Source organism: Telluria sp. LT2P34 (assembly GCF_059685915.1).
On sequence record NZ_JCASIN010000001.1, the window covers coordinates 442,616 to 468,986 of the forward strand.

At 66.3% G+C, this 26,371-nt stretch carries 25 protein-coding genes; 3 read left to right on the top strand and 22 right to left on the bottom strand.

The annotated features are described in order from the left end of the window. Nucleotides 1–9: 9 nt before the first annotated feature. The 13 genes from AC56KZ_RS01975 to AC56KZ_RS02035 form a co-directional block, all read right to left on the bottom strand. Complete coding sequence (locus AC56KZ_RS01975) at nt 10–423, bottom strand: hypothetical protein (RefSeq protein ID WP_497160454.1); 414 nt, start codon at nt 421–423, stop codon at nt 10–12. Next, on the bottom strand, nt 420–1,127 hold the full coding sequence (locus AC56KZ_RS01980; protein ID WP_497160455.1) for a hypothetical protein: 708 nt from the start codon (nt 1,125–1,127) through the stop codon (nt 420–422). The genes AC56KZ_RS01975 and AC56KZ_RS01980 overlap by 4 nt, the downstream gene beginning before the upstream one ends. Continuing rightward, on the bottom strand, nt 1,124–1,780 hold the full coding sequence (locus AC56KZ_RS01985; protein ID WP_497160456.1) for a hypothetical protein: 657 nt from the start codon (nt 1,778–1,780) through the stop codon (nt 1,124–1,126). The genes AC56KZ_RS01980 and AC56KZ_RS01985 overlap by 4 nt, the downstream gene beginning before the upstream one ends. Next, nucleotides 1,777–2,718: a type IV pilus biogenesis protein PilM gene (gene pilM, locus AC56KZ_RS01990; RefSeq protein ID WP_497160457.1), complete on the bottom strand. Its 942-nt coding sequence runs from the start codon at nt 2,716–2,718 to the stop codon at nt 1,777–1,779. The genes AC56KZ_RS01985 and pilM overlap by 4 nt, the downstream gene beginning before the upstream one ends. 152 nt (nt 2,719–2,870) lie before the next feature. Next, the gene (locus AC56KZ_RS01995; protein ID WP_497161199.1) at nt 2,871–6,044 is read right to left on the bottom strand and encodes a DUF3344 domain-containing protein; all 3,174 of its coding nucleotides are present in this window, start codon (nt 6,042–6,044) and stop codon (nt 2,871–2,873) included. Nucleotides 6,045–6,049: 5 nt separating this feature from the next. After that, nucleotides 6,050–6,535 carry an agglutinin biogenesis protein MshP gene (locus tag AC56KZ_RS02000; protein ID WP_497160458.1) on the bottom strand — a complete coding sequence of 162 codons (486 nt, stop codon included), beginning with the start codon at nt 6,533–6,535 and terminating at the stop codon, nt 6,050–6,052. After that, on the bottom strand, nt 6,532–7,434 hold the full coding sequence (locus AC56KZ_RS02005; protein WP_497160459.1) for a PulJ/GspJ family protein: 903 nt from the start codon (nt 7,432–7,434) through the stop codon (nt 6,532–6,534). Before AC56KZ_RS02005 ends, AC56KZ_RS02000 begins: the two co-directional genes overlap by 4 nt. Further along, the gene (locus AC56KZ_RS02010; protein ID WP_497160460.1) at nt 7,434–8,027 is read right to left on the bottom strand and encodes a prepilin-type N-terminal cleavage/methylation domain-containing protein; all 594 of its coding nucleotides are present in this window, start codon (nt 8,025–8,027) and stop codon (nt 7,434–7,436) included. The genes AC56KZ_RS02005 and AC56KZ_RS02010 overlap by 1 nt, the downstream gene beginning before the upstream one ends. After that, on the bottom strand, nt 8,017–8,547 hold the full coding sequence (locus AC56KZ_RS02015; protein ID WP_497160461.1) for a prepilin-type N-terminal cleavage/methylation domain-containing protein: 531 nt from the start codon (nt 8,545–8,547) through the stop codon (nt 8,017–8,019). The genes AC56KZ_RS02010 and AC56KZ_RS02015 overlap by 11 nt, the downstream gene beginning before the upstream one ends. A gap of 70 nt (nt 8,548–8,617) precedes the next feature. Beyond that, on the bottom strand, nt 8,618–9,157 hold the full coding sequence (locus AC56KZ_RS02020) for a type II secretion system protein (protein ID WP_497160462.1): 540 nt from the start codon (nt 9,155–9,157) through the stop codon (nt 8,618–8,620). Continuing rightward, nucleotides 9,158–9,745, bottom strand: a complete 588-nt coding sequence (locus tag AC56KZ_RS02025; RefSeq protein ID WP_497160463.1) for a type II secretion system protein — start codon at nt 9,743–9,745, stop codon at nt 9,158–9,160. Further along, a complete protein-coding gene (locus AC56KZ_RS02030; protein ID WP_497160464.1) occupies nt 9,742–10,974 on the bottom strand; it encodes a type II secretion system F family protein in 1,233 nt (410 codons plus the stop codon). The genes AC56KZ_RS02025 and AC56KZ_RS02030 overlap by 4 nt, the downstream gene beginning before the upstream one ends. Nucleotides 10,975–10,985: 11 nt before the next feature. Further along, a complete protein-coding gene (locus tag AC56KZ_RS02035) occupies nt 10,986–12,689 on the bottom strand; it encodes a GspE/PulE family protein (protein WP_497160465.1) in 1,704 nt (567 codons plus the stop codon). A 160-nt stretch (nt 12,690–12,849) separates the two neighbouring features. Between AC56KZ_RS02035 and AC56KZ_RS02040 the strand changes: the two genes are divergently transcribed. The 3 genes from AC56KZ_RS02040 to AC56KZ_RS02050 all read left to right on the top strand — a co-directional run bounded on the left by AC56KZ_RS02040 (nt 12,850) and on the right by AC56KZ_RS02050 (nt 15,938). After that, entirely contained in the window at nt 12,850–13,554 is a 705-nt protein-coding gene (locus AC56KZ_RS02040; RefSeq protein WP_497161200.1) for a histidine phosphatase family protein, read from the top strand. 105 nt (nt 13,555–13,659) lie between these two features. Continuing rightward, nucleotides 13,660–14,703, top strand: coding sequence for a phosphotransferase family protein (locus tag AC56KZ_RS02045; protein ID WP_497161201.1), 1,044 nt, complete (start codon nt 13,660–13,662; stop codon nt 14,701–14,703). A 17-nt stretch (nt 14,704–14,720) separates the two neighbouring features. Beyond that, the gene (locus AC56KZ_RS02050) at nt 14,721–15,938 is read left to right on the top strand and encodes an acyl-CoA dehydrogenase family protein (RefSeq protein WP_497160466.1); all 1,218 of its coding nucleotides are present in this window, start codon (nt 14,721–14,723) and stop codon (nt 15,936–15,938) included. Nucleotide 15,939: 1 nt separating this feature from the next. Here AC56KZ_RS02050 and AC56KZ_RS02055 read toward each other — a convergent pair whose 3' ends face one another. The 9 genes from AC56KZ_RS02055 to AC56KZ_RS02095 all read right to left on the bottom strand — a co-directional run bounded on the left by AC56KZ_RS02055 (nt 15,940) and on the right by AC56KZ_RS02095 (nt 26,212). Next, nucleotides 15,940–16,395, bottom strand: coding sequence for a MaoC family dehydratase (locus AC56KZ_RS02055; protein WP_497160467.1), 456 nt, complete (start codon nt 16,393–16,395; stop codon nt 15,940–15,942). Continuing rightward, nucleotides 16,392–17,537 (bottom strand): acyl-CoA dehydrogenase family protein, encoded by a 1,146-nt coding sequence (locus AC56KZ_RS02060; RefSeq protein WP_497160468.1) that lies wholly within the window; start codon nt 17,535–17,537, stop codon nt 16,392–16,394. Before AC56KZ_RS02060 ends, AC56KZ_RS02055 begins: the two co-directional genes overlap by 4 nt. 9 nt (nt 17,538–17,546) lie before the next feature. Then, entirely contained in the window at nt 17,547–18,737 is a 1,191-nt protein-coding gene (locus tag AC56KZ_RS02065; protein ID WP_497160469.1) for an acyl-CoA dehydrogenase family protein, read from the bottom strand. 168 nt (nt 18,738–18,905) lie between these two features. After that, complete coding sequence (locus AC56KZ_RS02070; protein WP_497160470.1) at nt 18,906–21,155, bottom strand: carboxy terminal-processing peptidase; 2,250 nt, start codon at nt 21,153–21,155, stop codon at nt 18,906–18,908. Nucleotides 21,156–21,322: 167 nt separating this feature from the next. Further along, complete coding sequence (locus tag AC56KZ_RS02075) at nt 21,323–21,895, bottom strand: hypothetical protein (protein WP_497160471.1); 573 nt, start codon at nt 21,893–21,895, stop codon at nt 21,323–21,325. Then, complete coding sequence (locus AC56KZ_RS02080; protein WP_497160472.1) at nt 21,895–22,455, bottom strand: thymidine kinase; 561 nt, start codon at nt 22,453–22,455, stop codon at nt 21,895–21,897. Before AC56KZ_RS02080 ends, AC56KZ_RS02075 begins: the two co-directional genes overlap by 1 nt. Nucleotides 22,456–22,534: 79 nt before the next feature. After that, the gene (locus AC56KZ_RS02085) at nt 22,535–23,113 is read right to left on the bottom strand and encodes a sugar O-acetyltransferase (RefSeq protein ID WP_497160473.1); all 579 of its coding nucleotides are present in this window, start codon (nt 23,111–23,113) and stop codon (nt 22,535–22,537) included. A 17-nt stretch (nt 23,114–23,130) separates the two neighbouring features. Continuing rightward, nucleotides 23,131–25,380 carry a penicillin acylase family protein gene (locus AC56KZ_RS02090; protein WP_497160474.1) on the bottom strand — a complete coding sequence of 750 codons (2,250 nt, stop codon included), beginning with the start codon at nt 25,378–25,380 and terminating at the stop codon, nt 23,131–23,133. Between the two features lie 43 nt (nt 25,381–25,423). Next, nucleotides 25,424–26,212, bottom strand: a complete 789-nt coding sequence (locus AC56KZ_RS02095) for a hypothetical protein (RefSeq protein WP_497160475.1) — start codon at nt 26,210–26,212, stop codon at nt 25,424–25,426. Nucleotides 26,213–26,371 lie beyond the last annotated feature (159 nt).

The following is a 26,371-nucleotide window of genomic DNA, read 5'->3' on the forward strand; positions in this document are numbered from 1 at the left end:
TAGTTTCCGTCAATTTGTATCCGTCAGTGGGATCTGTTGCGCGGACCGTGCGCGTGCGATGCCGCCCGCCTTGCCGGTTGCCGGTCCATCCAGGGTGAGCACCTGGCGCGCCCGTCCGCGCACCAGTTCCACCTCGTTTTGTGCAATGCGCGCGACGCGGGCGCCCTGGTACAGGTCGCCCAGGCGCAGGGTCTCGCCATCGATGACGGCAATATGGCGTCCCCCCGGCTGGCGCGCGATCAGCACCGACTGCAGCTGCGGCCCCCGTTTCTCCGGCGCCGCAGCTGCAGCAGAGCCGCCCTCCAGGCGCGGGCTCAGGCTGGCCGGCGGCCGGGTCGGATCCTGCAGCGGCTGGGCGCCGGCGCCGGCCCACGGCAGCAGGAGCGCCGACAGCAGCGCACACCGCGTGGCAAGGGTCCTCACAGTTTCATCCATTTCGCGTCCAGGCTCAGGGTATGCAGGGTCAGCGTCAGGCGCGAGCTGGGCCAGGTTTCCGCTTCCAGCTGGGCCCGGCCCCAGAAGAGTTGCGTCGGCATCGATTCGAGCCCCGCCATGTACCCGATCATGTCCAGGTAATTGCCGCGCACGGTCACCTCGATGCCGTGGCGATACAGCAGCGGCGCCGGCGCCGGCGCCGCAGCAACAGCCGCGCCCGGGACGGCGCCCGCAGGCGGCGTGGCCGGCGCTGTGCCTGCCGCGACGCCGACCGGCTCGACCGCCAGCGTGCGCATCGACACCAGCTGCAGCCGGCCGTGGGCGCGCAGGATGGTTTCGACAAGCGGCGCCATGCGTTCCGGCGCCACCAGGCCGTTCTGCATCGCGCGCAGGCTGAGGGCCAGCGCCTCGGTCTGGCCGCGCGCCGCGGCCAGCTGCGCGCGCGCCGGGGCGTCGGGGTCGACCTGGGCCGCCTCGACCCGGGCGCGCACTTCGTTGTCGATGCCTTCGATATTGTTTTGCTGCTGCACGATCTGGTTGCGCAAGGCTTGCTGTTTCGCGAACATCGGCTGGAAGCTGAAGAACCAGGCCAGGAACACGATGCCGGCCGCGCAGGCGGCAAACAGCATGACGCGTTCGCGCAAGCTGAGCGCGTCGATGCGGGCCGCCAGCCGGAGGAAGGTGTTTTTCATGGCTTGGGCGCCTCCGCGCCGGACGACAGGCTGAATTCCACCCAGGCGGGGGCCGCACCCGCCGCCGCACCCGCCGGCGCTGTGTTCGCCGCCGGCGCGCCAGTGATGTGCATGCTGCCGAAGCTCTTGCCCTGCATGACAGGCTCGCGCGTCAGGCGGTTCAGGTAGCCGGGCACGCGGCCCGGGTCGAGCGCGCGCCCGCGTACGCCGATCTCGCCGCCGCCGCTGCCGCCGCTATTAGCGATAGTCACGCCGGTCAGCCACAAGCCGTCGACGTGCTGGCGCGCCAGTGCGCGGAAGTATTCGGCATAGCCGCGGGTATTGCCCAGCTCTCCGCGTTCGAGCACGTTCGACACCTGGCGCAGCGCGGCCAGCTGGCGCTGCGCCTCGGCCAGTTCGGCGTCGATCGCCGGATCTTTCTGGCGCGGCGCGAAATCGGTCTTGACGCTGGCCAGGCGCGCCTCGGTTTTGGCCAGCTGGGCCGCGCCGGCCTCGGCCTGGGTTTGCATGGCCGCCACCCGCGTGCCGGCGTACAGCCCGAGCGCCAGCACGCCGAGGCCGATGGCGGCCAGCGAGACGGCCATCGTGCGCGCCGAAAAAATCTTCTTCTGCTGCAGGAAGACCGGGTTGAACAGGTTGATCTGCTGGCTCACAGCGCCGTCTCCTCATGGCGCAAGGCCGCGCCCAGGGGCACCAGGAAACGCTGCTGCTGCAGCGGCGCGAGCAGCTCGGGCGTGCGTTCGAAGTCGAACACGCTCGCCAGGTCGAGGGTATCGACCGGCGTGTACAGGTTGCTCGACAGGTAGGCGTCGAGTCCTTCGATGCTGGAAGGCGCCAGCACCAGCTTCGCGACGCTGATGAAGGAATACTGGCGCTCGAAGTTGTCGAGCGAGCGCTGCAGTTCGAGCGTGATGCGGTCGAAGCTGGCGTTGCGGCGCTCGACGTCCGGGTCCAGCAACTGGTCGAGCCCGAGGTCGATGCGGCGCGCCAGATACAGTTCGCCCTTGAACGACACGGTCAGCAGGCCGCCCTTGCCGCCGAAGGAGAGCATCGCCACGCCACGTCCCGGCGGCTCGACCAGGGCCGAAATATTGCGCTGGGCGATCTCGGGGATATCGATCACGGCCAGCTCGACCTTCGCCGCCGTGAACAGCTTCTGGCGTCCCTCGATGGTGCTGTTGCGTGCGGCGATGGCGAACATCGAATGCTGGGCGCGCACGGCCGCCTGCGGGTCGACCGGCAAGTCGAGCACGTCGATGGTGGCGTCGTCCACATGGAAGTCGAGCATGTCCTTCAGGCGCCAGCGCACTGCCGTCTTGAGTTCGTCGGCGGCGACGTTCGGCGCGTCGACCGACAGGATCTGGTATTCGCCATGCGAGAGCACGGTGATCGAACGGTAGGCATGGGCGTGCAGCTCGCGTCCCGCCTGCGCCAGCAGTTCGGCATGCTTGGTGCCGGGATAGAACACGGCCTGGCGCACCTGGGGACGCATGTCGGGCGCGGTCTGCATGCTGATGGCGGCAAGGCCGTCGCTTTGCAGCGCAATGGCGAGCCAGCCTTCCCTTTTCTTTGCTTTTTTAAAAAAACGCATGCGGACCGATATTCAGTGAAGCGCGAGTGAAGCGACGGGTCAATGTAATGACCATAAAAACTTGATTATATTCAAGATTGACGCAAACATTGAAAAAATCGGAGGCATTCCACGACCAATTTGCGACACCGGCCGCGGCGCGCCGGGAGCGTTCAAAAATACATTTCGCGCACGTAGATGACGGGGCTGCGGTGGCTACCGAAACTTACCCGGCCAAGCGTACTTGGCAGCCAGTCCCAGCCCCGGAACTGCAGGGTCATGAAGCCGCTGCGGCTGGCGCCGTTGGGCAGCTTGCCCGGCGCGCGCAGCCACAACACCCCGGCGCCGCGGTTGATGAGCACCTGCTGCGGCGTCGACGCGCCGACCACGGCCATGTCGCAGGGCGTGGCCTTGCCGGCGAACTTGGGCGAACAGGCCACGAAATGGGCCAGGCTGGCGGAGGCGCCCGCCGCGTCGGCGTATTCCGGCGTGGGCAGCCAGCCGCGCGCCGCGCCGGCCCAGTATTCGGCCCGTAATCCCAGCGGCGTGCGCAGCAGGTCGGTGCCGAGCGCGTTCGGCAGCTTCAGGCGGCCGTTCAAGACCAGCAGGCCGCCCTCCTCCGACGCTTCGCCAAGGCGCAGCGAGCTCACCACCGTGGCGCCCTCGCCCCTGGTTTCGCTCGCCGTGGCGCGCACGAATACCGCCGTCGGGTTGCTGGCATCGGTCGCGCGTGGCTTGTCGGCCGAATAGCCGACCGGGAGCCGGTAGCGCGCCGTGGTCCTCATCACGTCGGCTTGGCTGCCGGTCGCGGCGTCGGTCTCGTTCCGGGTAGCGTCGATGGACACGGCCGTCGCGCCGACGTTCGGCAGCAGGTTGACTGCGAGCGGCGCGCCACCCCGCGTCTGCACGGCCTGCAGGGTGACGGTCCTGAACCAGTCGCCGGTAAAGTTTTTCAGCCGCTCGTTGTTGGCGTTGTAGGCCTCGACCGTGATGTCGAAGGCTTGCAGCGAAAAGACGGCGCCGCGATCGTCGCGCGGGCAGGCGATATCGGCCGGCAGGCTCGCCGGGCAATGGAACGGACCGGTGACGATCGTGTTGAAATAGGCCGGGTAGAAGCGCCCGACCGGCGCCGCCTGGCCGTCGACGGCCACGCCGAGGTAGCGGTTGTTGCGGGCGGCGTCGGCGGGGGCGGCGGGATCGGCCAGGGCGGTCGTGAAGTCGATCGCGCCAACCTCGCTCCACGATGCCTCGGCGCGCATGATGCCGTCCTTCCAGCTGCGGGCAGCGCTGTCGTTTTCGATGAAGACGCCCTGGCTTTTCAGGCTCACCCCCGGGTGCGGGGCGATGCCCAGCACGATCAGCGGCGGCGCCTTCTCGTTGCCGAAGTTCGGCGCATAGCTGGTGTTGTCGGCCAGGAGCGCGCCGATCTCGAGCGTCAGGCGGGCGCCGGCCGGCGCGAAACCGGTGCTGCGCGGCGTCGTGTTGCCGGGATTCGGGACGACGCCGTGGCGGATGCTCTTGAACACGATCTGCTTCGGCGCACTGACGAATTCTTCGGTCAAACTGGTGTTGCCGCGTTCCAGCATCCTGAGCCGGATCTGGCCGATATCCCTGTACATGAACTCCTGCGGCACCGACGCCTTGTTTGGCGGGAACACCACGTTGACGGCGCCTGACCAGGCCGGCGCCTGGCCGGTCGCCGCGCAGGCGGGAATCGTGGCGCCGGCATACGTCGACCCGACCGTGCCGGCCGCCGGGTTGCCGCACTCGAGCGCGAATTGCATCGATGCGCTGGTCGCCGCACTCGTGCTGCGCACGGCCGGCACCCCGGCGGAAGTCGCCGTGATGTGGATGGTCGCGGCGGCGCCGCCGGTCGTCGATGCACTGTAGAGCTTGCACCCCTGCCCGGGTGCGCCGATGGCGATGCCTGGCGTGCACATGCTGTCGGTAAAGATAAACGGGTCGCTCGTCACCGGTGGCGGGTTGCTCGCGTCGTCGCGGCCGGTCGCCGTGGCAGTGTCGAAGGCCGAATTGTTGGCGGCATTGTCGTCGCCCGTGCCGGTCACCGTCGCCTTGCTGGTTTTTTCGCCCTGGCTTGTGACCAGGGCCTTGACCACCAGCGGCGCGGCATTCGTGCCCGGCGCGATCGCTCCCGTGTACGTGCAGGTCCCGTTGGCGCCGTTGGCGGTGCAAGTCCAGCCGCTACCGCTGCCGGACACGTAGCTCATGCCGGCCGGTAGCGTGCTGGTGACGGTGATCGGACCGGCCTCGGTGTAGGGTCCGTTATTCCTGACCGTCAGCGTGTACTCGGTTTGCCTGCCGACCTGGAGCGCGCCTGCGCGCGTCAGCGCGATCGACAGGTCGGACACCGCGATGGTCGGCACCAGCAGGATTTCGGCGTTCAACAGCACCAGATCCTGGCCCGTGCGGTACCTGGTCGTGACGACCGCATCGTCCAGGTAAGACAGCACGACGGTGGTGTCGTAGGCATCGAAGTCGATTCCGTAGGAGGCGCTGTCGTTGTTGATGTTGCTGCGCGAGTTGAACTGGTTGCCCGCGGGGTTCAGCGCATCGCTCAGCTCCTTGCCTTCAAACAGCAGACGCTCGCCGTTTGCCGCCAGCGTCGGGTCGCCTTCCCAGGTGATGAGGCCGATGCGTGCGCGTTCCTCGACCGCAAGCAGGGTCTGGTTCCAGCGGAAATTGTTGGCGTTGACGACCACTTCGCTGTTTTGCAGGAACTGGAAGCCCTCGTAGATGTTCAGCACGCGCTCCGGCTGCGAGGCATGCGAATAGACAACCAGCAGTGAAAAGCCGCCGAGCACACCCTGCGAGGTGCACCACGGGTCCCTGGTATCGACGGTCAGGCCTGAAAAATTGTAGGTGCCGCTGCCCTTGGCCTTCACCACGGCCGTCACGTCGGCGGCGCCGCCGAAATAGTTGTAGCCGCCGCCGACCGTCCCGGACGTATATTTGCGGCTCGCGGTCACGTTGACCTGCTCGAAGCTGACGGTGCTGTCGCTGGCGCCGGAACCGGCCCAGTACAACTGGGCCGAGAGGACGGTGGCGTTCGCCGGCAGCGTCAGCGTCGCGCTGCGGTTGGTGCTCGACGCCGTGACCGTGCAGGGATTGATCTTGTTCTTGTCGTTGCCCTTGCCGTTGTTGCCACGATCGTCGGTATTGCTTCCGGTGCGCAGCGTGACCTGGGTGCCGGTGAAGTTGACCCGGCCGTCGAACGACTTCCACAGCGCGATCGGCGTGTCGGCGCGCGCACCGCAAAGGAAGGCGCAGAACAGGACCAGCATCGACCAGGCCTGCAGCGCGAGGCGCGCCGGCCGGTTCAGGTTCACGGGCCTCAAATCTGCACCTCCATCACGCGCCGCACGTAGTCCGGGCTGGCCGAGCCTTCCGGGCAGGCGCCGGCAGCGGCGGGTGCGCAGGCGACCGAGCGGATGATCCAGCGGTCGAGGTCGACAGTGGGGTCGGTCGATTCCGGGCCGTTGACGCGGGTACAGGTGACGCCGACGGAAAAGCCGCCCAGCACTTCGCCGGACAGGACGACCGGGTGGATCGTCCCGGGCGCGCAGCCGCTCCCGCGCAGGCGCTGGAACAGCCCCCACTCGATGCCGGCCCGCGCCGCCTGGTAGGCGCGCGCGCCCTGCTCGTCGAGCAGCACGCCCTGGCGCTGGGCTGTGAATACGCTCACCAGCGCCGCCGCGAGGCCGGCCAGCACCACCAGCAGGAAGATCGCCGTTACCAGCCCGGCGCCGGCGCTGCGGCGGCCCGGAATAGACAGGCAGCGAGCCGGCCCGCAGCTGTGTGCGACAGGAGAATGCGTCATGGTGTGTTGTCCACGTGAACCTGGTGCACCAGGCGAATGGTGCGCTCGGCCGCATCGCCGCTGCTGCGCGTATGCAGGGCCAGCGCCAGGATGACGAGCGCACTGCGGCGCAATTCGTCTTCGCCGACGCCGTAGCGGAAAATGTCGGCGCAGGCGGCAACGCGGCGCGCCAGCACGGCGTTGGTGCCGCCCACGGGACGCTCCTGCATGTCGAGCGCGACCGGATAGCCGGCATGGCGGCGCAGTACGAAAGCGCCGCCCTCGGCCTCGCAGCGATAGCTGACCGGGCCGTCGACGACCTGGAAGCGGCGCCCCGGCGAGGGCATCGGCTCGTCGCGGTTGCCGAAGGGGTTATCGACCAGCACGATCTCGCCCGCCCCGCGCTCCGCACGCTCGCGCACCTGGGCGATATTGCGTTCCATGCCGGGTGCATTCAAGGCATAGGCGTCGGCCGGCGCCATGCCGGGGCCGAGGTTGTAGACGACGACGAACTGGCCGGGCAGCACGTCCGCCTGCAGGCCGCCCACCACGCTAAAGCTGGTGTTGTTGCCGACGAAGTCGAGCGGCGTGCCGGTCGTCGCCTCGTCTTCCACGGCGAGGTAGCGCCCGCCGGTGGTCGTGAGCAGGAATTCGATGGCGTCGCCGTTCGGGCTGACGCGCACGCTGTTGGGCAGGGCCAGGCGGATTTCGCGCGCCATGCGGCGCAGCGCCAGGTCGGCTTCATCGCTGGCCTCGGCGCGCGCGACGGTGTCGACATAGCCCAGCAGCGGCGCGCGCAGGAAGACGGCGACGATGGCGCCGATGATGCCGAGGATGACGATCGCAATGACCATCTCGACCAGGGTGAAGCCGCGCGCATGGCGCCGCCGCGCGGGCGCTCCGGGCATCGGGCGCGGCATCACTGCCCCCCTGGGACCGGCGCATAGCGCGCGCGGTAACCGTCCAGCACCACCGGATCGCCGCCGTCGAAGCTGACCGTGACGCGGATGCGCAGCGCGTCGGCGTCGGCGTCGGCGCCGGCGCCGGCCGCGGGCGCGATGTCGCCCAGCCGGTCGGGCGTGATCGAGACGGTCGCGCTGTAGCCGGCGACGCCGAGGGGGCGGCCGAGGGCGTCGAGCAAGGCGCCGTTGTTGTCGCTGAAGGGCGAGGCCGGGGTGTTGGCGGCGGCCACGTAATCGTTGACGTTGTCGAAGGGGCGCATCGCGGGCGCTTCGTTGCCGAAGGCTTCGCCGACGGTGCAGGCGGCGCTGCTTTGCGCGCTGTCGGCATTGTCCGAGCGCGGATCGCAGAAGGTGAAGCCGGCCAGCCGCACTTCTTCCAGCAAGCCTTCGGCGATCATCAGGGCCTGCTTGCGGCGCAGCGGGTCGCTGCTGTTGGCGGTGGTAAAACTCATCACCGCGAGAATGCCTCCGAGCGCAATCGCGACGATCACCATGAACAGGATCAGTTCGATCAGGGTCACGCCGGCCTGGCGAGCTCTGTCAATCGACATAACCGGTCTCCGTTTCGATGCCGATCGAGCTTGTCAGCGCGTCGCCCTTGACGCCGATGGTCAACCTGCCCGGCAGGCCAGCGCCGGCACTGGCGCGGCCCAGGCCGTCGAAACGGATGGCGGCGGGCGGAACGCTCATCACGATGCCCGCGGGCGCGCCTTCGCACAGCCAGCCGTCGGCGCCGCAGGCGCTGCGGGTGGCGCTCGACATGCTGTTGGCGCCGCCCGGCGCGGCCACGCGCTGCGCCGGCGGGCAGGCGTTCTGCGCGCTGAAGCACAGCGCAACGCGGTCGGGCGCGAGGAGGACGAAGACGGGACGGTTCTGGGCGACGGCGATTTTCTGCGCCTGGCGCAGCATCGACTTGACCTGGTCGGTCCAGGCGGCGGCATCGAAGCTGGAGCGCTCGAAAAAGCGCGAGACGGCGACCGTCGAGACGATGCCGACGAGGACCAGGACGACGATCAGTTCCACCATGGTGAAGCCGCGGTGGCGAAGGGGAACGGAGACGGGGGCGGACACGCCGCCGTGGCCGGGTGCGCGACAGCTTCGTCGTCGATGCAGGCCGGCCACGGGTATCAAGCTGAAGGGATTACTCGCAGTTGCGCACGCGTGCGGCGTTGTCGGCGCCGGTGCCGACGGTGTAGACCGGTGCGGAGTCACGCGTCATGGCGGCGGTGTACAGTGCGAAGCAGGTGGCGGCGGTCGGGGTTCCCACGATGCTGTTCGGGACAACTGCCATGGCGTCCGCGCCCACGGTCGGACGGTTGGTGCCCGAGCCCTGGGTGAAGACGGTGTAGTCGGCGGCGGTCAGGCCCGACGCTTCGGCCATGGCGGTCGCCTGGGCCTGGGTGGTGACGGCCGGGTAGCCCGAAGCCGCGGTCATGGTGACGTTGACGCCTTCGATTGCGATGCTGGTGCTTGCAGGCGCCATCAGGACTTTACCGTGGGTCATGGCCGAGGTCGCGGAGAGAGCACCTTTGGCAGCATTCAGGCTGGCCAGGCGCGCTTCGCCGCCCAGGGAGGCAAAGCGCGGCAGCGCGGTGGCGGCCAGGATGCCCAGGATGACGATGACGACGATCAGTTCGATCAGGGTGAAACCGCCTTGCTGCCCTTTGATGCTCTTGTTCATTTAATTTTTCTCCGAGAAGTGTAGACGCGGTTTCAAGACCGCAGTGTTGTTAAAGGCCAGGGCTTGACCGTCGATCTGATCGAGCACCAGGCCAATGCCTGCTGCCCTCGATCCGTTTGCTGCGCCCGGATCAAGCCCGCCCAACAATTCTACCTTGAAGATCAGAACTTTTTGTATCCCCGTGGAAAAACTTTTATGTGCCGACGGTAGATAAACAAGTGTCTCGGCGCTGCGGTCAAAATACCAATTTCCCGCCGGTAAACCCTCTCTCGGCGCGGAATAGTACTCACCCAGGTAGTTTTCCGGTGCCTTCTGTAGCCAGCGCATCGGGTTTTGATGTGCAAGTGTCATTAAAAGCTCCTTGCCGCCATGTGCCGCGGCCTCGGCCGAACGCATGGCGAGGGCTGTCCTCAAGGATCCAATCAGTTGTTTTGCAGCAACACGCTCGGTTTCGGCCTGGTAGGTGGTGAGGCGTTCCAACAACATTCCGGCCAGTAGCGCCGTCAGCACGGCGCCGACAGCCAGTTCCAGCCGCGTCGCCCCGCCCTGGCGGCGCCCACCCCGCGCTGCCATGCCAGTCGTGGTCATCGCTGCAGGGCCGCCTTGCCCAGGTCCCAGATCGGCAGGAAGATACCGAGCGCCATGACCAGCACCATCACGCCCAGGAAGACGATCAGGATCGGTTCGATCTGGGCTGATAAGGTCTTGAGTTCGTAGTCGACTTCGCGCTCGTACATCAGGGCGATTTCGTCCATCAGGTCGTCGAGCGAACCGGTTTCTTCGCCGACGGCGATCATCTGCAGCACGATCGGGGTGAAGACGTTGGCCGCGGTCGAGGTCCGCAGGATGCTTTCGCCACGCTCGACGCCGTCGCGCATCTGCTCGATACGTGCCGACAGGTAGGCGTTGTCGGCAGTCTGCGCCACCACCGTCAGCACCTGCACCACCGGCACGCCGCTGCGCATGGAGAGCGCGAAGCTGCGCGCAAAGCGCGCCATCGTCGCCTTCAGGATGATCTTGCCGGCGATCGGGAAGCCCAGCTTGCGCTTGTCCCAGCTGTAGCGGCCGGCCGCGGTGCCGGTCCAGGAGCGGAAGGCGAAAAAGCCGCCGACCGTGGCGCCGAGCAGCAGCGGCCAGTAGTCGACGGTGAAGCGCGAGGTCGCCAGCAGGATGCGCGTCATCAGGGGCAGCGTGGCGTGCATGCTGGCGAAGACCTTGGCAAAGGCCGGGATCACGAACAGGTTGACGACGACCATCGCCGCGACCATCGCGATCATCACGAAGCTCGGGTAGCGCAGCGCGCTTTTCACGCGTCCGCGCATGTCGCGGTCGAACTCCAGGTGGTCGAACAGGCGCAGGAAGACTTCTTCCAGGCGGCCCGTCATTTCGCCGACGCGCACCATCGACAGGTAGAAATTACTGAAGCATTCCGGGTGGCGCCGCATTGCGGCGGACAGTTCGCGGCCGGAATCGAGCGACTCGCGCAGGTCCTTGATCACGCGTCCGAAAGCCGGACTGGTGGCGGACTCCTGCAGGCCGGCCAGGCCGCGCATGATCGGCACGCCCGATTTCAGCAGCGTGTGCATCTGGCGGCTGAACAGCTGTACGTCCATCGACGTCACCTTCTTTTCGCGCAGGCGGCGCCAGAATTCGCCCATGCCGCCGCCGCTGCTGGTCTTGCGCGTGACGACGATCTCGACCGGCGTGACGCCGGTGCCGAACAGCTGGTCGGCGACGGCGCCGGCATCGAGCCCCTCCAGCACGCCCTGCATCAGTTCGCCGCGTGCGTTGCGGGCTTTATAGGCGAAAAATGGCATCGTTCGTGTACTCAGTCGTCAGTCTGGTTACTGATGCGCATCGCTTCGCCGATCGTCGTGCGTCCCTGCACGGCCAGCTGCACGGCGTGGCGGCGCAGCGTCTCGCCGTTCATTTCCGCGTGCGCCACCTTCAGGAAGTGGCTCGGGTCCGGATGGTTCGACGCCTCGGTCACCGCGCGCGTCATCTCCAGCAGTTCGTAGACGCCGGTGCGTCCGCGGTAGCCGGTGCCGTTGCAATGCGAGCAGCCTTTACCGTGGAAGAACTGGGCCTGTTCGACGAAATTGCCCAGTTCCGCGCGCAGCCAGGTCTGTTCGGGCGGGGTTGGCGGATAGGCGGTGCTGCAGCTTTCGCAGATCACCCGCACCAGGCGCTGCGCCAGCACGGCCTGCAGCGAGCCGCCGACCATGTAGCGCGGCACGCCCATGTCCATCAGGCGCAGCGGGGTCGAGGCGGCGTCGTTGGTATGCAAGGTGGATAACACGAGGTGGCCGGTCATGGCGGCGCGCAGGCCGATCTGGGCGGTTTCCTGGTCGCGCATCTCGCCGACGAGCACGATGTCCGGATCCTGGCGCAAGGCCGAGCGCAGCACGCGCGCGAACGACAGCTCGATCTTCTCGTTGACCTGCACCTGGTTGATACCCTGCAGGCGGTACTCGACCGGGTCTTCGACGGTGATCAGCTTCTTTTCCACCGAGTTCAGTTCGGCCAGCGCGCTGTACAGCGTGGTGGTCTTGCCGCTGCCCGTGGGGCCGGTCACCAGCACCAGCCCGTTCGGACGCCCGACGATGGCGCGGAAGCGTTCCAGCAGCTTGCGCGGCATGCCGATCGACTCCAGGCGCAGCGTGTTGCCGGCCTGGTTCAGCAGCCGCATGACGACCGATTCGCCGTACTGTGTCGGCATGGTCGAGATACGCACGTCGATGCGCTGGTTCTTGACCTTCATGGCGAAGCGCCCGTCCTGCGGCAGGCGCTTTTCCGAGATATCCAGGTCGGCCATCAGTTTCAGGCGCAAGGCCAGGGGCGTCGCGATCTTGATGTCGGCCTCGGTCTGCAGGTGCAGCACGCCGTCGATCCGGAAGCGGATCTGCAGGCGCCCTTCCTGCGGCTCGATATGGATGTCCGAGGCGCGCACCTGGGTCGCGTCGTCGAACACCGACTGCAGCAGTTTGACCACCGGCGCTTCTTCCAGGCCAGGGTTGGCCGTCATGGCGCCGAAGTCGACGAAGGCGTCGCCGACGTCGGCCTCGACCTCGCGTGCGAAGTCGGTGATCTCGCCGGTGCGGCGGTAGATGCGGTCGATCGTGTGCAGCACCTCGGTCTCGTTGACGACCGCCAGCTCGACGTTCTTCTTGAGCAGGCGCGCGATCTCGTCGTAGGCGAACAGGTCGGTCGGGTCCGATACGCCCACCAGCAGGCCGTCCCGCCGTTCTTCCAGCACCAGCGCGCGGAAACGGCGCGCGGCCGTTTCCGGCAGCAGGCGCACCAGGGTGTCGCTGATGTTGTAGAACTTCAGATTGATGTAGGGGATGTTCAGCTGGCGCGCCAGCGCACCCGAAATCTGCTCCTCGGTGACGAATCCATTCTCGACGAATACCCGCCCCAGCTTGCGTCCGGTGCGCTTCTGGTCGGCCAGCGCCTGGTTGAGCTGCTCTTCGGACAGCAGCTTCTGCTGGACGAGGATTTCGCCGAGTCGGACTTTTTCTGGCCTTGCCATGACAGCCTTTGCGGATAATCTTTCGAATGGAAAACTATTTTAAGGCAGAACTGCGGAATATTGACTGGTAGAACTGATTTTGTGGCTGAAAGGCCGCGTTAAAGAATGGGCGTGTAAGATAAACAAGGCCGACAAAACGTAGGAATTCCCGACCATGCCCTTGCCAGACCACCCCGCTCCCCGTCGCCGCCTTTACCTGATGCGCCACGGCAGCGTCACTTATTTCGACGCCGCCAGCAAGCCGGTACTGCCCGAGCAGGTGCCACTGAACGAGGCTGGCCGGGCCGAGGCCGACGCCGCCGGCGCCGCCTTTGCCGCTGCCGGCCTGCGCTTCGACCGCGTCATCACGTCGAGCCTGCCGCGCACAAGGGAAACCGCCGCGCGCGTGCTGGCGGTCACGGGGCAGCAGATCGAGCCTGAGCCCTGGCCCGAGCTGGCCGAGATCCGCGGCGGGCGCCTGGCCAGCATCCCGGCGGACGAACTGAAGCGCGCCTTCACCGGCGCCTTCGACGGACTGGTCGACTCTGGCCAGCGCTTCCTCGGCGGCGAGTCGGTCGGCGAACTGATGGACCGGGTACATCCGGCGCTGGCCCGCCTGCGCGCCGATGCCAGCTGGAACACGGCCTTGCTGGTGCTGCATGGCGGCGTCAACTGCGCCATCCTGTCGCTCGCCCTCACCGGCCAGCGCCTGTTCCTCGGTGGCCTGGCCCAGGCCGCCGGCTGCATCAACGCGCTCGATGTCGGCAGCGCGCCGAACGACTGGGTGGTGCGCTTCGTCAACTATGTTCCGCCCGCCCCGCTCCAGGCCGAGGCCCGTAGCACGACCATGGAACAATTGTTCGCGCAATACCGTGGAGTGCGGTAATCCTGGCGGCAAAAAATAAGTACGGTCGTTCGCTTTACCGCTGATTCCTCGGCTACAATCTGTCGACAACCAACACATGGGGAGACGCCAGTGTATGAAGAGATGATGGGAACCAAGCCGGTGTCCGAGCGCCAGCGCTTCGACGTCGAGGCCCTGGCGGCCTGGCTGCGCGCCAACGTAGCCGAGTATGGCGGCGGCCCGCTCGAGGTCGAACAGTTCAAGGGCGGGCAATCGAATCCGACCTTCAAGCTGCGCGCGGGTGAGCAGCAATATGTGCTGCGCACCAAGCCGGGCCCGGCCGCGAAGCTGCTGCCCTCGGCCCACGCCATCGACCGCGAGTTTCGCGTCATGCGCGCCCTGCATGGAGCCGGCTTTCCGGTGCCGCGCCAGGTCGCCCTGTGCCTGGACGAAGCGGTCATCGGCCGCGCGTTTTTCCTGATGGAATACGTCGAAGGCCGCGTGCTGTGGGAGCAATCGCTGCCTGGCATGACGCCAGCTGAGCGCGGCGCCATCTACGACGAGCTGAACCGGGTGATCGCGCAGCTGCATACGACCGATTACGCGGCCATCGGCCTGCAAGACTACGGCAAGCCCGGCAATTATTTCGCGCGCCAGATCGAGCGCTGGACCAAGCAGTACCAGGCCTCGCAAACCGAGCCGATCGAGGCCATGGACCGCCTGATCGAATGGCTGCCGAAAAACATCCCGCCGGGCGAAGATACGTCCATCGCGCACGGCGACTTCCGGCTGGACAACATCATCTTCCACCCGACGGAGCCGCGCATCCTCGCCGTGCTCGACTGGGAACTGTCGACCCTGGGCCATCCGCTGGCGGACTTTTCCTACCACTGCATGAGCTGGCACATCCCGCCGGGCAAGTTCCGCGGCATCGCCGGACTCGACTTGGCCGGCCTCGGCATCCCGGACCAGGAAAGCTATATCCGGCGCTATTCCGAACGCACGGGCAAGACCATCCGCCCGGAAGACTTCAACTTTTATCTTGCCTACAACATGTTCCGGCTGGCCGGCATCATGCAGGGCATCATGAAACGCTATGTCGACGGCACCGCAGCGAGCGCGCAAGCCCTGGAGAACGGCAAGGGGGCCCGTCCGATGGCCGAGATGGCCTGGCAATTCGCGAACCTTTGAGAAGAACGAGGACGACCATGGATTTCGACTATTCCGACCGCTGCAAGGACTTGCGCGGCCGCCTGCTCGCCTTCATGGACGAGCACATCTATCCGAACGAAAAAGCGTTCAAGGAAGAAGTCGACCGGAACGGTGCGCGCGGCAACCGCTGGCAGCCGCTGGAACTGGTCGAGCGCCTGAAACCGCTGGCACGCGATGCGGGCCTGTGGAATTTGTTCCTGCCGAAATCGCCGCGCGCCCCCGAGGGCCTGTCGAACCTCGACTATGCGCCGCTGTGCGAGCTCATGGGCCGTGTAGCCTGGGCGCCCGAAGTCTTCAACTGCTCGGCGCCGGACACCGGCAACATGGAAACCCTGGAACGCTACGGCCTGGAAGAGCACAAGCGGCAATGGCTGGAGCCGCTGCTGCGCGGCGAGATCCGCTCGGCCTTCGCCATGACCGAGCCGGACGTCGCCTCCTCGGACGCGACCAACATCGCCACCCGCATCGAGCGCGACGGGGATGACTATGTCATCAACGGCCACAAATGGTGGATTTCAGGCGCCGGCGACCCGCGCTGCAGCATCTTCATCGTCATGGGCAAGACCGACCCGTCCGCCGCGCGTCATCAGCAGCAATCGATGATCCTGGTCCCGGCCGATACGCCGGGCATCACCAACAAACGTGCGCTGCCCGTATTCGGCTACGACGACGCCCCGCACGGCCACTGCGAGCTCCTGTTCGACAACGTGCGCGTCCCGGCAGCCAACATGCTGCTGGGCGAAGGCCGCGGCTTCGAGATCGCCCAGGGCCGCCTGGGGCCGGGCCGCATCCATCACTGCATGCGCGCCATCGGCGTGGCCGAGCGCGCCCTGGAGCTGATGTGCAGGCGCCTCGACAGCCGGGTAGCGTTCGGACGCAAGATTTCCGAGCAAGGAGTCTGGCGCGAGCGCATCGCCGAAGCACGCATCCGGATCGATACGGCGCGCCTGCTGACACTGAAAGCTGCCTGGATGATGGATACGGTCGGCAACAAGGGCGCCCAGGCCGAGATCGCGATGATCAAGGTGCTGGCGCCGACCGTGGCCCAGGACGTGCTCGACTGGGCGATCCAGGCCCACGGCGCGGCCGGCGTGTCGGACGATTTTCCACTCGCTTACCAGTGGGCCGGGAACCGCACGCTGCGCCTGGCCGATGGCCCGGACGAGGTGCACCGCAATGCCGTGGCGAAGCTGGAATTGGCGAAGTACGCGTAATTCAATTGGTGGGCTTGCGCCGGAACATCGCCATGCCCGCGATCGTGCACACGGTCTCGCCACGCTGGTTGGTGGCGATCCAGGTCGACCAGACCACGCCGCGGTCCGGCTTCGAATGCGACGCCTTTACCTGGGTGGTCCGGTAGCGCAGCGCCAGCGTGTCGCCGCCGCGCACCGGCAGCAGCCAGCGCACGCCGTCCAGGCCGGGCGAACCCATGCTCGATTCGGCGAAGGGCATGCCGTCGACCACCATGCGCATCATCATCGCGCAGGTATGCCAACCGCTGGCGATCACCCCGCCATACATCGACGCCGCCGCGGCTGCCCGGTCGGTGTGGAAGGGCTGCGGATCGAACTGGGTGGCAAAGGCGATGATTTCGTCCTCGGTCACCAACCGCTGGCCGAGCTCGATTTCCTGGCCGGGCGCGAAGTCCTCGAAATACCATGCCTTCTTCACGCCGCCTCCGTCACCGCAAAACCCGGCTGGGCGATGAAGCGCGCCAGGTGGTGGTCGGCATCGCCGAGCGTCAGTTCGATCATGGCCAGGCGCTTGAAATAATGCGAGGCCGGCAGCTCGTCGGTCACGCCCATGCCGCCATGCAGCTGCACCGCCTGCTGGCCGATGAAGCGCGCCGCCATGTTGATGCGGTATTTGGCGGCGGAGACGGCGCGGCGGCGCTCGTGTGCATCGCCTGCGGCCAGCTTCACCGCCGCCAGCAGCGCCATCGAGCGCGCCTGCTCGAGGTGAATAACCATGTCCGCCATGCGATGCTGGAGCGCCTGGAATTTGCCGATCGGCGCGCCGAACTGCTGGCGCGTCTTCAGGTAGTCCAGCGTGGCCTCGAACAGCGCTTCCATGGCGCCCAGCGCCTCGAAGCACAGAAGGCCGGCGCCATAGTCGAGCGCGGCGTCGAGGATCTCGCCGCCCTCGCCCGCCGCGCCGAGCAGGCTGGCGGACGGCGTGCGCACATCGGTCAGGCGGACATCGGCCGCGCGCAGGCCGTCGAGGGTACGGTAGTCGGTGATGGCGATGCCGGGTGACTCCGCCGGCAGCACGAACAGCGACACGCCTGCCTGGTCGCGCGCATCGCCGCTGCTGCGCGCCGATACCACCAGCATGCCGGCCTGGGCGCCGTGGAGCACGACCTTCTTTTCGCCATTCAGGATCCAGCCGTCGCCCTCAGGCTCGGCACGGGTGGCGATGTCGAACATGTCGTGGCGCGACTGGCGCTCGCCCAGGGCGCAGGCCAGCAGCAGATCGCCGCCGGCGACGCGCTCGAGCAGCGCGCCATGGGCGCCGCCCAGGCGCAGGAACTCGGCGCCCAGCATGGTGGCGACATAGGGTTCGACCACCAGGGCCCGCCCCAGCTCCTGCATGACGGCGTACATGTCGACCGCGGTGCCGGCAAAGCCGCCATGGGCTTCCGGCAGCGGCAGCGCCGTCATGCCCAGCTCGGCCAGCGTGGCCCAGGCGGTGCTCGAGACGCCGCTCTCCGAATGAATGATCGCGCGGCGCGCCTCGAAACCGTAGTCGCGCGCGGTCCAGCGCTTCAAGGCGTCGGCAAACTGGCGCTGGTCCTGGTTGAAATTGAAGTCCATGCGCTCTCCTTACAGGCCCAGGATCATCTGGGTGATGATGTTACGTTGGATCTCGTTCGAGCCGCCGTAGATCGAGGTCTTGCGATAGTTGAAGTAATGCCCGGCCAGCGCGGCCGCATCGTTGTCGTCAAATGCACTGTGTTCAGTCTCGCCCTCCAGGTAGGCCGCATCGAAAGGCAGCGCCATCGGGCCGGCCGCTTCCACCATCAATTCGGTGAGCGCCTGCTGGATCTCGGTGCCGCGCACCTTCAGCACCGAGGCCTCCGGGCCGGGCGCCTTGTCGGCGCGCGCCAGCACGCGCAGCACCGTCATCTCGAGCGCCATCAGTTCGATCTCCAGGCTCGCGATCTTGGCGGCAAACGACGGGTCCTGGATCAGCGGCAGGCCGTTCTTGCGCTCGCGCGCGGCGAGGGTTTTCAGGAACACCAGCTCGCGTTTCGAGCGGCCTACCCCGGCGATGCCGGTGCGCTCGTGGCCGAGCAGGTATTTGGCATAGGTCCAGCCGCGGTTTTCCTGGCCGACCAGGTTCTCGACCGGTACCCGCACATTGTCGAAGAAGACTTCGTTCACTTCGTGGTCTTCGTCGAGCATGATGATCGGGCGCACCGTGACGCCGGGCGCATGCATGTCGATCAGGAGGAAGGAAATGCCTTCCTGCTTGCGTACGCCACTGTCGGTGCGCACCAGGCAAAAGATCATGTCGGCATGCTGGGCCAGCGTGGTCCAGGTCTTCTGGCCGTTGACGATGTAATGATCGCCATCCTTGACGGCGGTCGTCTTCAGCGAGGCCAGGTCGGAACCCGCGCCCGGCTCCGAATAGCCCTGGCACCACCAGTCCTCGCAGGACAGGATGCGCGGCAAGAAATAGTCTTTCTGGGCCTGGCTGCCGAAGGCCATGATGACCGGCGCCACCATGTCGACGCCGAAGGGCATGATGCGCGGCGTGCCGGCGCGGCCGCACTCGTCCTCGAAAATGTGACGCTGCACCGGAGTCCAGCCAGGGCCGCCGAATTCGACCGGCCAGCCCGGCGCCACCCAGCCCCGGGCTGCCAGGATCCGGTGCCAGCGGACGTTGTCGTCTTTCGACAGACGCAAATGCTTGCGGACCTTGTGCTGCAGGTCGGCCGGCAAGCTGGCTTCGAGAAAGGCCCGCACTTCGGCGCGAAACGCCAGGTCCTCGGCAGAATAATTCAGGTCCATCCGGTCTCCTTGTCTTGAATGCGCCGCCATAAAAAGCACGATCGTTCACAAGGATTGTACCCGAAAAAAAGCCGGGATTTACCAAATGAAAAAAGGTGGCAAGCCCTTGCGGGCCATGCCACCTTCCTGAACCAGCCGGGCGACTTGCGCCCGGAAATGACAACTGGCTTACGGCCGCGCCGCGCCCATATACGGCATCACGCGCGAGGCCATCCGGGTGTCGGTCTTGAGCATCGCCGCTTCGTCGGCCAGGATGTGTGCGGCTTCCTGCAGCAGCACGTCCTTGGCATCCTTGGCGGCTTTTTCCGCGGCGATTTCCGCCGACAGCGCACGTTCGTCGGCCTGCAGGCCGTCGTCGCGCATCGGGGTGTTGCGCGCGGCGACCACTGCCTTGCTTGGGCGGGTCGGCTCCGGCACCTTGCTGCGCGCTTCCTTGCCGCCTGGCGCTGCGGCCGGCTCGTCGGTGCTGCCGCCCTTGCCTGCGGCCAGGCGCGCTTCGCGCATCTTCGACTTCGCGTCCTGGGCGTCGCGTTCCTTGCGGCGCACCGTTTCGTTCAGCGAAATCGAATTTTCCTTGCGCAGCTTCATCACCTCGGCGATGTCTTCGCGCAGTTCCTGGAAGTCCTTGTCCTTGGCAATGCGCGCTTCGTGACGCTGCTGCAGCGGAGCGACGAGTTCCTTCAGGTCGCCCGAGGGCATGAAGGTGGCCGGCTTGATCGCCACCCATGGCAGGGCATTGTCGAACGAGGACTCGCCGAAGCTCTCGATGTCGGAGGTCACCGGCAGCTTGATGTCGGGCGTGACGCCGCGCAGCTGGGTGGTGCCGCCGTTGACGCGGAAGAACTGGGCGATCGTCATCTTCAGTTCCCCGTAACGCACTTTTTCGGACTGCGAGAAGCGGTCGAGGTCGATCAAGGTCTGGACCGTGCCCTTGCCGAAGCTCGGCTCGCCGATCACGAGGCCGCGGCCGTAATCCTGGATCGCGGCGGCGAAAATTTCCGAGGCCGAGGCCGAGCCGCGGTTGATCAGGACGCCCATCGGGCCATCCCAGGCCAGGCCGGCGGTGGTGTCGTTCTCGACTTCGACGCGGCCTTCGGCGGTGCGCTGCTGCACCACCGGGCCCTTGTCGATGAACAGGCCCGTCAGCTCGACCGCTTCGGTCAGCGAGCCGCCGCCGTTGTTGCGCAGGTCGATCAGGACGTTGTCGACCTTGTCCTTCTTCAGTTCGGCCAGGATGCGCTGGACGTCGCGCGTGGCGCTCTTGAAGTCCTTGTCGCCCTTGCGGCGCGCCTCGAAGTCCTGGTAGAAGGTCGGCAGCGAGATGACGCCGATGCGGCGCGTGACGCCGCCATCCTTGACCTGGATGATCGACTTCTTGGCGGCCTGCTCTTCCATGCTGATCTTCTTGCGCACCATCGAGACCGCGACGTGCTTGGCGTCGACGCCGGCGTCGCCCGGGATCACGTCGAGGCGCACGGTGGTGCCCTTCTCGCCGCGCACCAGCTGCACGACATCGTCGATGCGCCAGCCGAGCACATCGGTGAAGGGCGCCGTGCCCTGGGCCACGCCGACGATGCGGTCGCCGACCTTCAGCTTGCCGGACTTGTCGGCCGGGCTGCCCGGCACGATTTCGCGGATGACCGTGTATTCGTCGCGCGATTGCAGGACGGCGCCGATGCCTTCGAGCGACAGGCGCATGGCGATGTCGAAGTTGTCCGCCGAGCGCGGGCCGAGGTAGTTGGTGTGCGGCTCGATCGCGGTGGCATAGGCGTTCATGAACATCTGGAACACGTCTTCGTTGTTCAGCTTCTGCAGGCGCGTGACATAGCTGGCGTAGCGCTTGTCGAGCGTTTCGCGGATCGCTTTTTCTTCCTTGCCGGCCAGTTTCAGGCGCAGCCAGTCGTTCTTGACGCGCTTCCTCCACAGGTCGCGCACTTCGTCTTCGTTCTTCGCCCAGGGCGCTTTCTCGCGGTCGAGCTGCAGGGTTTCGTCAGCCGTGAAATCGAGTTTCGTCTTGAGCAGGCCGCGCGCGTAGTTCATGCGGTCGGCAAAGCGCTGGTGATACAGGTTGTAGACCGTGAACGGCATCGTCAGGTCTTCGTTGTTGATGGCGTCGTCGAGGCGCGTGCGCATCGGCGCGAAACGGTCGATGTCGGCCTGCGTGAAGTAGAGCTTCTCGCTGTCGAGCGTTTCGAAGTAATTGTCGAAGATTTTCTGCGACATCGCATCGTCGAGCGGAGTCGCCTTGTAGTGGTAGCGGCCGAGCACGCGCGAAGCCCACAGCGCGGCCTGGGTCTGCGCGGCAAGCGGTTTCATCTGCGTGGCCAGCTGGGGCGCGGCGACTTTTTCCGGCTGTGCGGTGACAGCCGGTGCGGATATGGCGCAAGCCAGGGCAACCATCAACATCTGCTTCTTCATTATTCGTTCTCCGAACGTGAACTTATTTGTCTGCCTGCAAGCCTTTTCGATACCGGGGGTATCGCTCACGGCGCTGTGCCAATCCATTCTACAGGATCGCGCGTCCGCGCAGAGGCGGCTTCTACGGGGCGTGCGCGCAAGATTAAGGCTGGCTTAAGGACAGGGCGTCAGCTTTTTACAAACTGAAACAGAAGATCATGCCATTCGACAATTATCACGACGCATGCCGCGATCGCCAGCCAGGGCCAGGAACGCATTGCCAGCCGCCAATCGACGGGCGAGGGCCAGAAGGAAAGGAACTGCGGCGCCAGCAGCGGCGCCAGCGCCAGGTCGATGGGACCGAAGCGCCAGCCGGGGCCGGTACGCCAGGCCGCCACCGCGAGCGGCACCAGCAGCACCAGCAGCGGCGCCAGCGCGGCCGGGGCCGCGTTATACCAGCGCAGGTTGGCGAAGGTGACCGACCCGAGTTCCCAGACCCGGCCGCGGCGGCGCGGGATCAGGTTGATGCCGACCGGCTCGGCGTTGCTGAGCAGGCCGACGCCGAAATGCGCCAGCTCGTGGCACAGGGTGCCGGCGGCAGTCAGCAGGAAAAACGCCGGATGCGCGCGCGACAGCATCCAGAACAGGAAAGCCAGGGCCAGCGAGGGCAGCAGGTAAAGGAGGATATCGGTATGCGCGGTCTGCGCGCACACGAAAGCCGGCGCGCCGGACAAGAGCGCGGCGCAGGCCGGCAGGTTCATCAGGCAGTCTTGGGGGCGTAGAAGCAGCGTCCGCAGGCCTGGCGATAGCTTTCGTTGCCGCCGATGCTGACCTGCTCGCCTTCATGGATGCGCCGTCCTTCGGCGTCGACGCGCACGTTCATCGTCGCCTTCTTGCCGCAGCTGCAGATGTTCTTGATTTCCTCGATGTCGTCGGCCAGCGCCAGCAAATACGCCGAACCGGGAAACGGATCGCCGCGGAAATCGCTGCGCAGGCCATAGCAAATGACCGGCACGCCGCGCACCTGGGCCAGCTGGTGCAGCTGCTGCACCTGGTCCTTGGTGAGGAACTGGGCTTCGTCGACCAGTACGCAGGACACGGCCGGCGCGGCTGCGAGGAAATTCGTGCCGCCGTCGAAGGTATCGACCTGGCGCTGGGGGCCGAGCCGCGAGGTAATGACGCCGACGCCGTAGCGGTTGTCGATCGCGGCGGTGTAGAGCTTGACCTGCTGGCCCTGCTCTTCGTAATTGTGGGCCACCTGCAGCAGCGCCGTGGACTTGCCGGCGTTCATCGCCGAATACCTGAAATAGAGTTTAGCCACTGCCTGCCTTGTGTGCCGGTCTTGCGCCGGTGAAGTGAATCGTGATCGTGATGCGCGAAATTATAGCAAGTGCAAGCGGTCAAGCGCCAGCGGCCGGCCCGCCTTGTTGAGCGACGATCCGGGCGGGGTTGCCAACGACGGTGGCGCCCGGCGCAACGTCGCGCGTGACGACACTGCCGGCGCCGACGATGGCGTCGTCGCCTATCGTCACCCCCGGCAGGATGATGGCGCCGCCGCCGATCCAGACATTGCTGCCGATCGTCACCGGCAGGCCCGACTCCAGGCCGCTGCGCCTGACGGCCGGGTCGCGCGGGTGGTCGGCCGTGTAGATCTGCACCGCCGGGCCGATGCGGGTGTCCTCGCCGATGCTGACCCGTCCGCCGTCGAGGATGACGCAGTTATAGTTGAGGAAGACATTGGCGCCAAGGTGGATGTTGTAGCCGTAGTCGCAATAGAAAGGCGGGCGTACCAGCGCGCCCTCGCCCACCGCGCCCAGCCGCTCCTGCAGCAGTGCATGCCAGGCGGCGGAGCCGTCGCCGAGCGCCGCGTTATAGCGCGCCAGCCAGGCGCCGCAGGCTTCCAGGTCGGCCTGCAGTTCCGGCGCGCTCGGGTGGAACAGCTCGCCCGCCAGCATTTTTTCCTTGTCGCTCATGGTCATGGCAAGCCCCCCGCCGCTTATTGGCCCGGATGGTATTTGCGCTCCAACGCCTTCTCGATGTCGGCCTTGTAGAACAGCACATCCTTGAATTCGCCGCGCGCATACATCGCGGCCTGGTCGGCGAAGTGTTTCGATGCAGGATTGCTGCTCTGGCCGCCCGCCAGGATGCTTTTGGCACGCAGTTTCGGACCGAACTCGACGGCGGCGACGAAACTGTTGCCGCGGTCGCCGTAGATGCGCTTGGTCTTTTGCTTGGCGACCATGCCGAACGAGGCGAGCGAGCCCCAGTTGGCCGAGGTGAAGGCGACCGGATAGCTTGGTTTGCTGTCGTCGTATTGCTGGTCGACGTCGCCGCTGATGCGCTGGAAGCGGTTGATCTCGCCCCAGGGCGTCTGCCAGGTGCCGAAGTCGGCGGTCAGCTTGGCGCTGGCGCGGCTCAAGGCGTCGAGGCGCTCGCTCGCGCCGATCCGGCTGCTGATGAAGTCGACCGTCGGGATGCCGGCAGCACGCGCCTTCGGCGCGGCGGCCGCCACCATTTCCTGGCCCCAGTAGACGGCCAGCGCGGTCGGCACCGAGTCGGCGGCAAAGCGCAGGTTCCAGCCGCGCAGCGCCGCCACTTGCGGGCCGAGGGTGCTGCGACGGGCGTCGCCTGGCGGCAGCGCGTCGAAATCCTTCGCCAGCTGCGGCACCAGCGGCTCGAAGGCGGTGAGATAGCTGTCGTAGGCAGCGGCGATCAGGCTGTCGACGGTGAGCCCTTTGGCGTTTTTCAGCACCCGCTCGGCGTGCAGGCCGCGCGCGTTCTCCGGCAGCGACCACATGTAGGCGGGATAGTCGGCCTGCTTTGGGCTGTTCGCCCCGGAAGCGCTGAACGGCCAGTTATTCGTGTTCGAGATATAGCCGCTCGCGGGATTGAACAGCGTGATCGTGTCCTTGACGGCGTGCAGGCCCTGCCATTCGGTGGCGGGGTTGCTGCCGTCGACCGGTTTGCTCCAGTCGAAACGCGGATCGCGCTTCGGGATGAAGTTGCCGTGGAAATAGGCGATGTTGCCGTCGGCGTCGGCATACACGGTGTTGTTCGACGAATTGGTGCGCAAGGCCATCGTTTTGCTGAAGTCGGCGTAATTGCGCGCCTTGGTGCGGCTGTAGGACTGGGTCAGGGCTTTGACGGGCTCGTCCATCATTTTGACGGCGACCCATTTGCCATCCTGGGCGCGCACGATCGGGCCGTGGTGGCTGAAATACGCCGTCACCGTGCGGCTGGCCATGGCGCCGCTCGCCGTCTTGTACGGCAAGCTCACCGGCACGGCGCGCAGGGCGCGTTCTTGATTGCCGTATTTGTAGAAGAACTTGCCGCCGCGCTCGACCACGGTTTCCAGGTACTCGTCGATGACGTCGCCGCCGCCCGAGGTGTGCATCCAGCCGGTCTTTTCGTTGAAGCCCTGGTAGATGAAGAACTGTCCCCAGGTCACGGCGCCATAAGCGTTCAGGCCCTGCTCGCTGACCATGTGGATTTCGGGGCGGAAGTAGAAGGAGGTGTGCGGGTTGATCAGCAGCAGCGGGCGGCCGGAGGCCGAGAGTTTCGGCGCGATCGCAAAACCGTTCGAGCCACGCGGTTCGGCGTCGAGCACATTCCGGTTGTCGGCGACCTTGTCTGCCTGAAGCGCCGGCGCCAGGGCGGCAGGCTTGCCATACAACGCTTCCAGCGCCTTCAAATCGATCGACTCGATGTCGCCGCCGATGCTGCCTTCGCTGAACGACAGCGCCATCCACGGCTCGAAATGCGTGATCAGCTTCGGTTTGACTTGCGGATGGGTGTGCAGGTAAAAGTTCAGGCCGTCGGCAAAGGCCTTCATCAATTCCTTCAGCCAGGCCGGGCTGGCTGCGTACTTGGCCTGCATGTCGGCCGGCTGGATGTACATCTTCATGCGCAGGTCGCGCCAGATTTCCTTCTCGCCCTCGACTTCGGCCAGGCGCCCCATCGCATTGATGTAGTTCAGCTCGACGCGGTTGAAATCGTCCTCGGCCTGGGCGTAGAGCATGCCGAAGACCGCGTCCGCATCGGTTTTCCCGAACACGTGCGGAATGCCCCATTTGTCGCGCATGATCGTCACCCGCGCCGCCGTTTTTTTCCAGTGCGCCAGCTCGGCGGCGGATGCCGTGCTTGCCGCTTCGATGCCCGGCGTTGCCGGAGCCGCCAGGGTCGGGACGGCGGTCATGGCGAGGAGCGTGCCGGCCAGGGTGCTTACGAAGCTGCGGTGCAGGAACATGCGGTGGTCTCCGGTGTCGTGATGGTGTGGGTGGGTCTGGGCCTCAGCCGCCGGCGTTGGCCAGCTTCTGCTTGAGGATCTCGTTTTCGGTCAGGAGCGTCGCCATGCGGTCCTTCAGGGCGGCGATCTCGGCGCGCAGTGCGGCCTTTTCGTCGATCGGCTCGCCGTCCGGCCCCAGCCTGGGCGGCTTGCCGGCCGCCTTTTTCTCGCGCACCTGGCGCGCAGCTTGCTGGAGTTCCTTGCGCCCGCCGGCGACGGCGGCGTTCTGCTCGGATTCGGTGAGCGAGGCCACGTTCGCCGCGGCATTAATTGAAATCGTGCCCGAGCGAACCGCTTTGACCAGCTGCGGCGTCGCCGCTTTCTGGATCCGTTCGATCTGGCTGATGGTGTTCGACGACACCCGCGCCGCCTTGGCCACGTCTTCGCGCGTGTTCCACGGCGGCGGCGGGCGCGCGTCCATGTCGTCGGGGTCGGGCTCGGGCGGCGCCTCGGCCATCTTCTGGGCCATGCGGGCGGTGACGATGTCTTTCTTACGCAGCGCCAGCAGGCCGCGCTGGAAGTCGGACACGCTGCGGCGCGCCAGGTGATTGTCGATCATCCACAGCATGACATCCTCGAGCGAGTCGAAGCTGTTGTTATGGACGGTGCGAAAGGGAATGCCGTGCTTGCGGCAGATGTCGTAACGGTTGTGGCCGTCGATCAGGGTCTCGCGCCACAGCACGAGGGCGTCGCGGCAGCCCTCGGCCAGCAGGCTGCGTTCCAGCGCGGCGTATTCGATGTCGGCAAGCGGGTCGACGAAGGCCCGCAACTGGTCGTTGATGATGATGTTCAATTCTTGTCCTCGTACTTCTTGCACGCCCTCATGGCGCCGGGGGCATGCTACACCATTCGCCGGCCGGGCTGAAGAGTACGAGGTGGCCGCAGGCCCTGCACAGGCGCCCGCGCGTGTTGAAATGTTGCAATCCTGACCCGAAGCTGCGCGCCTGTGCTA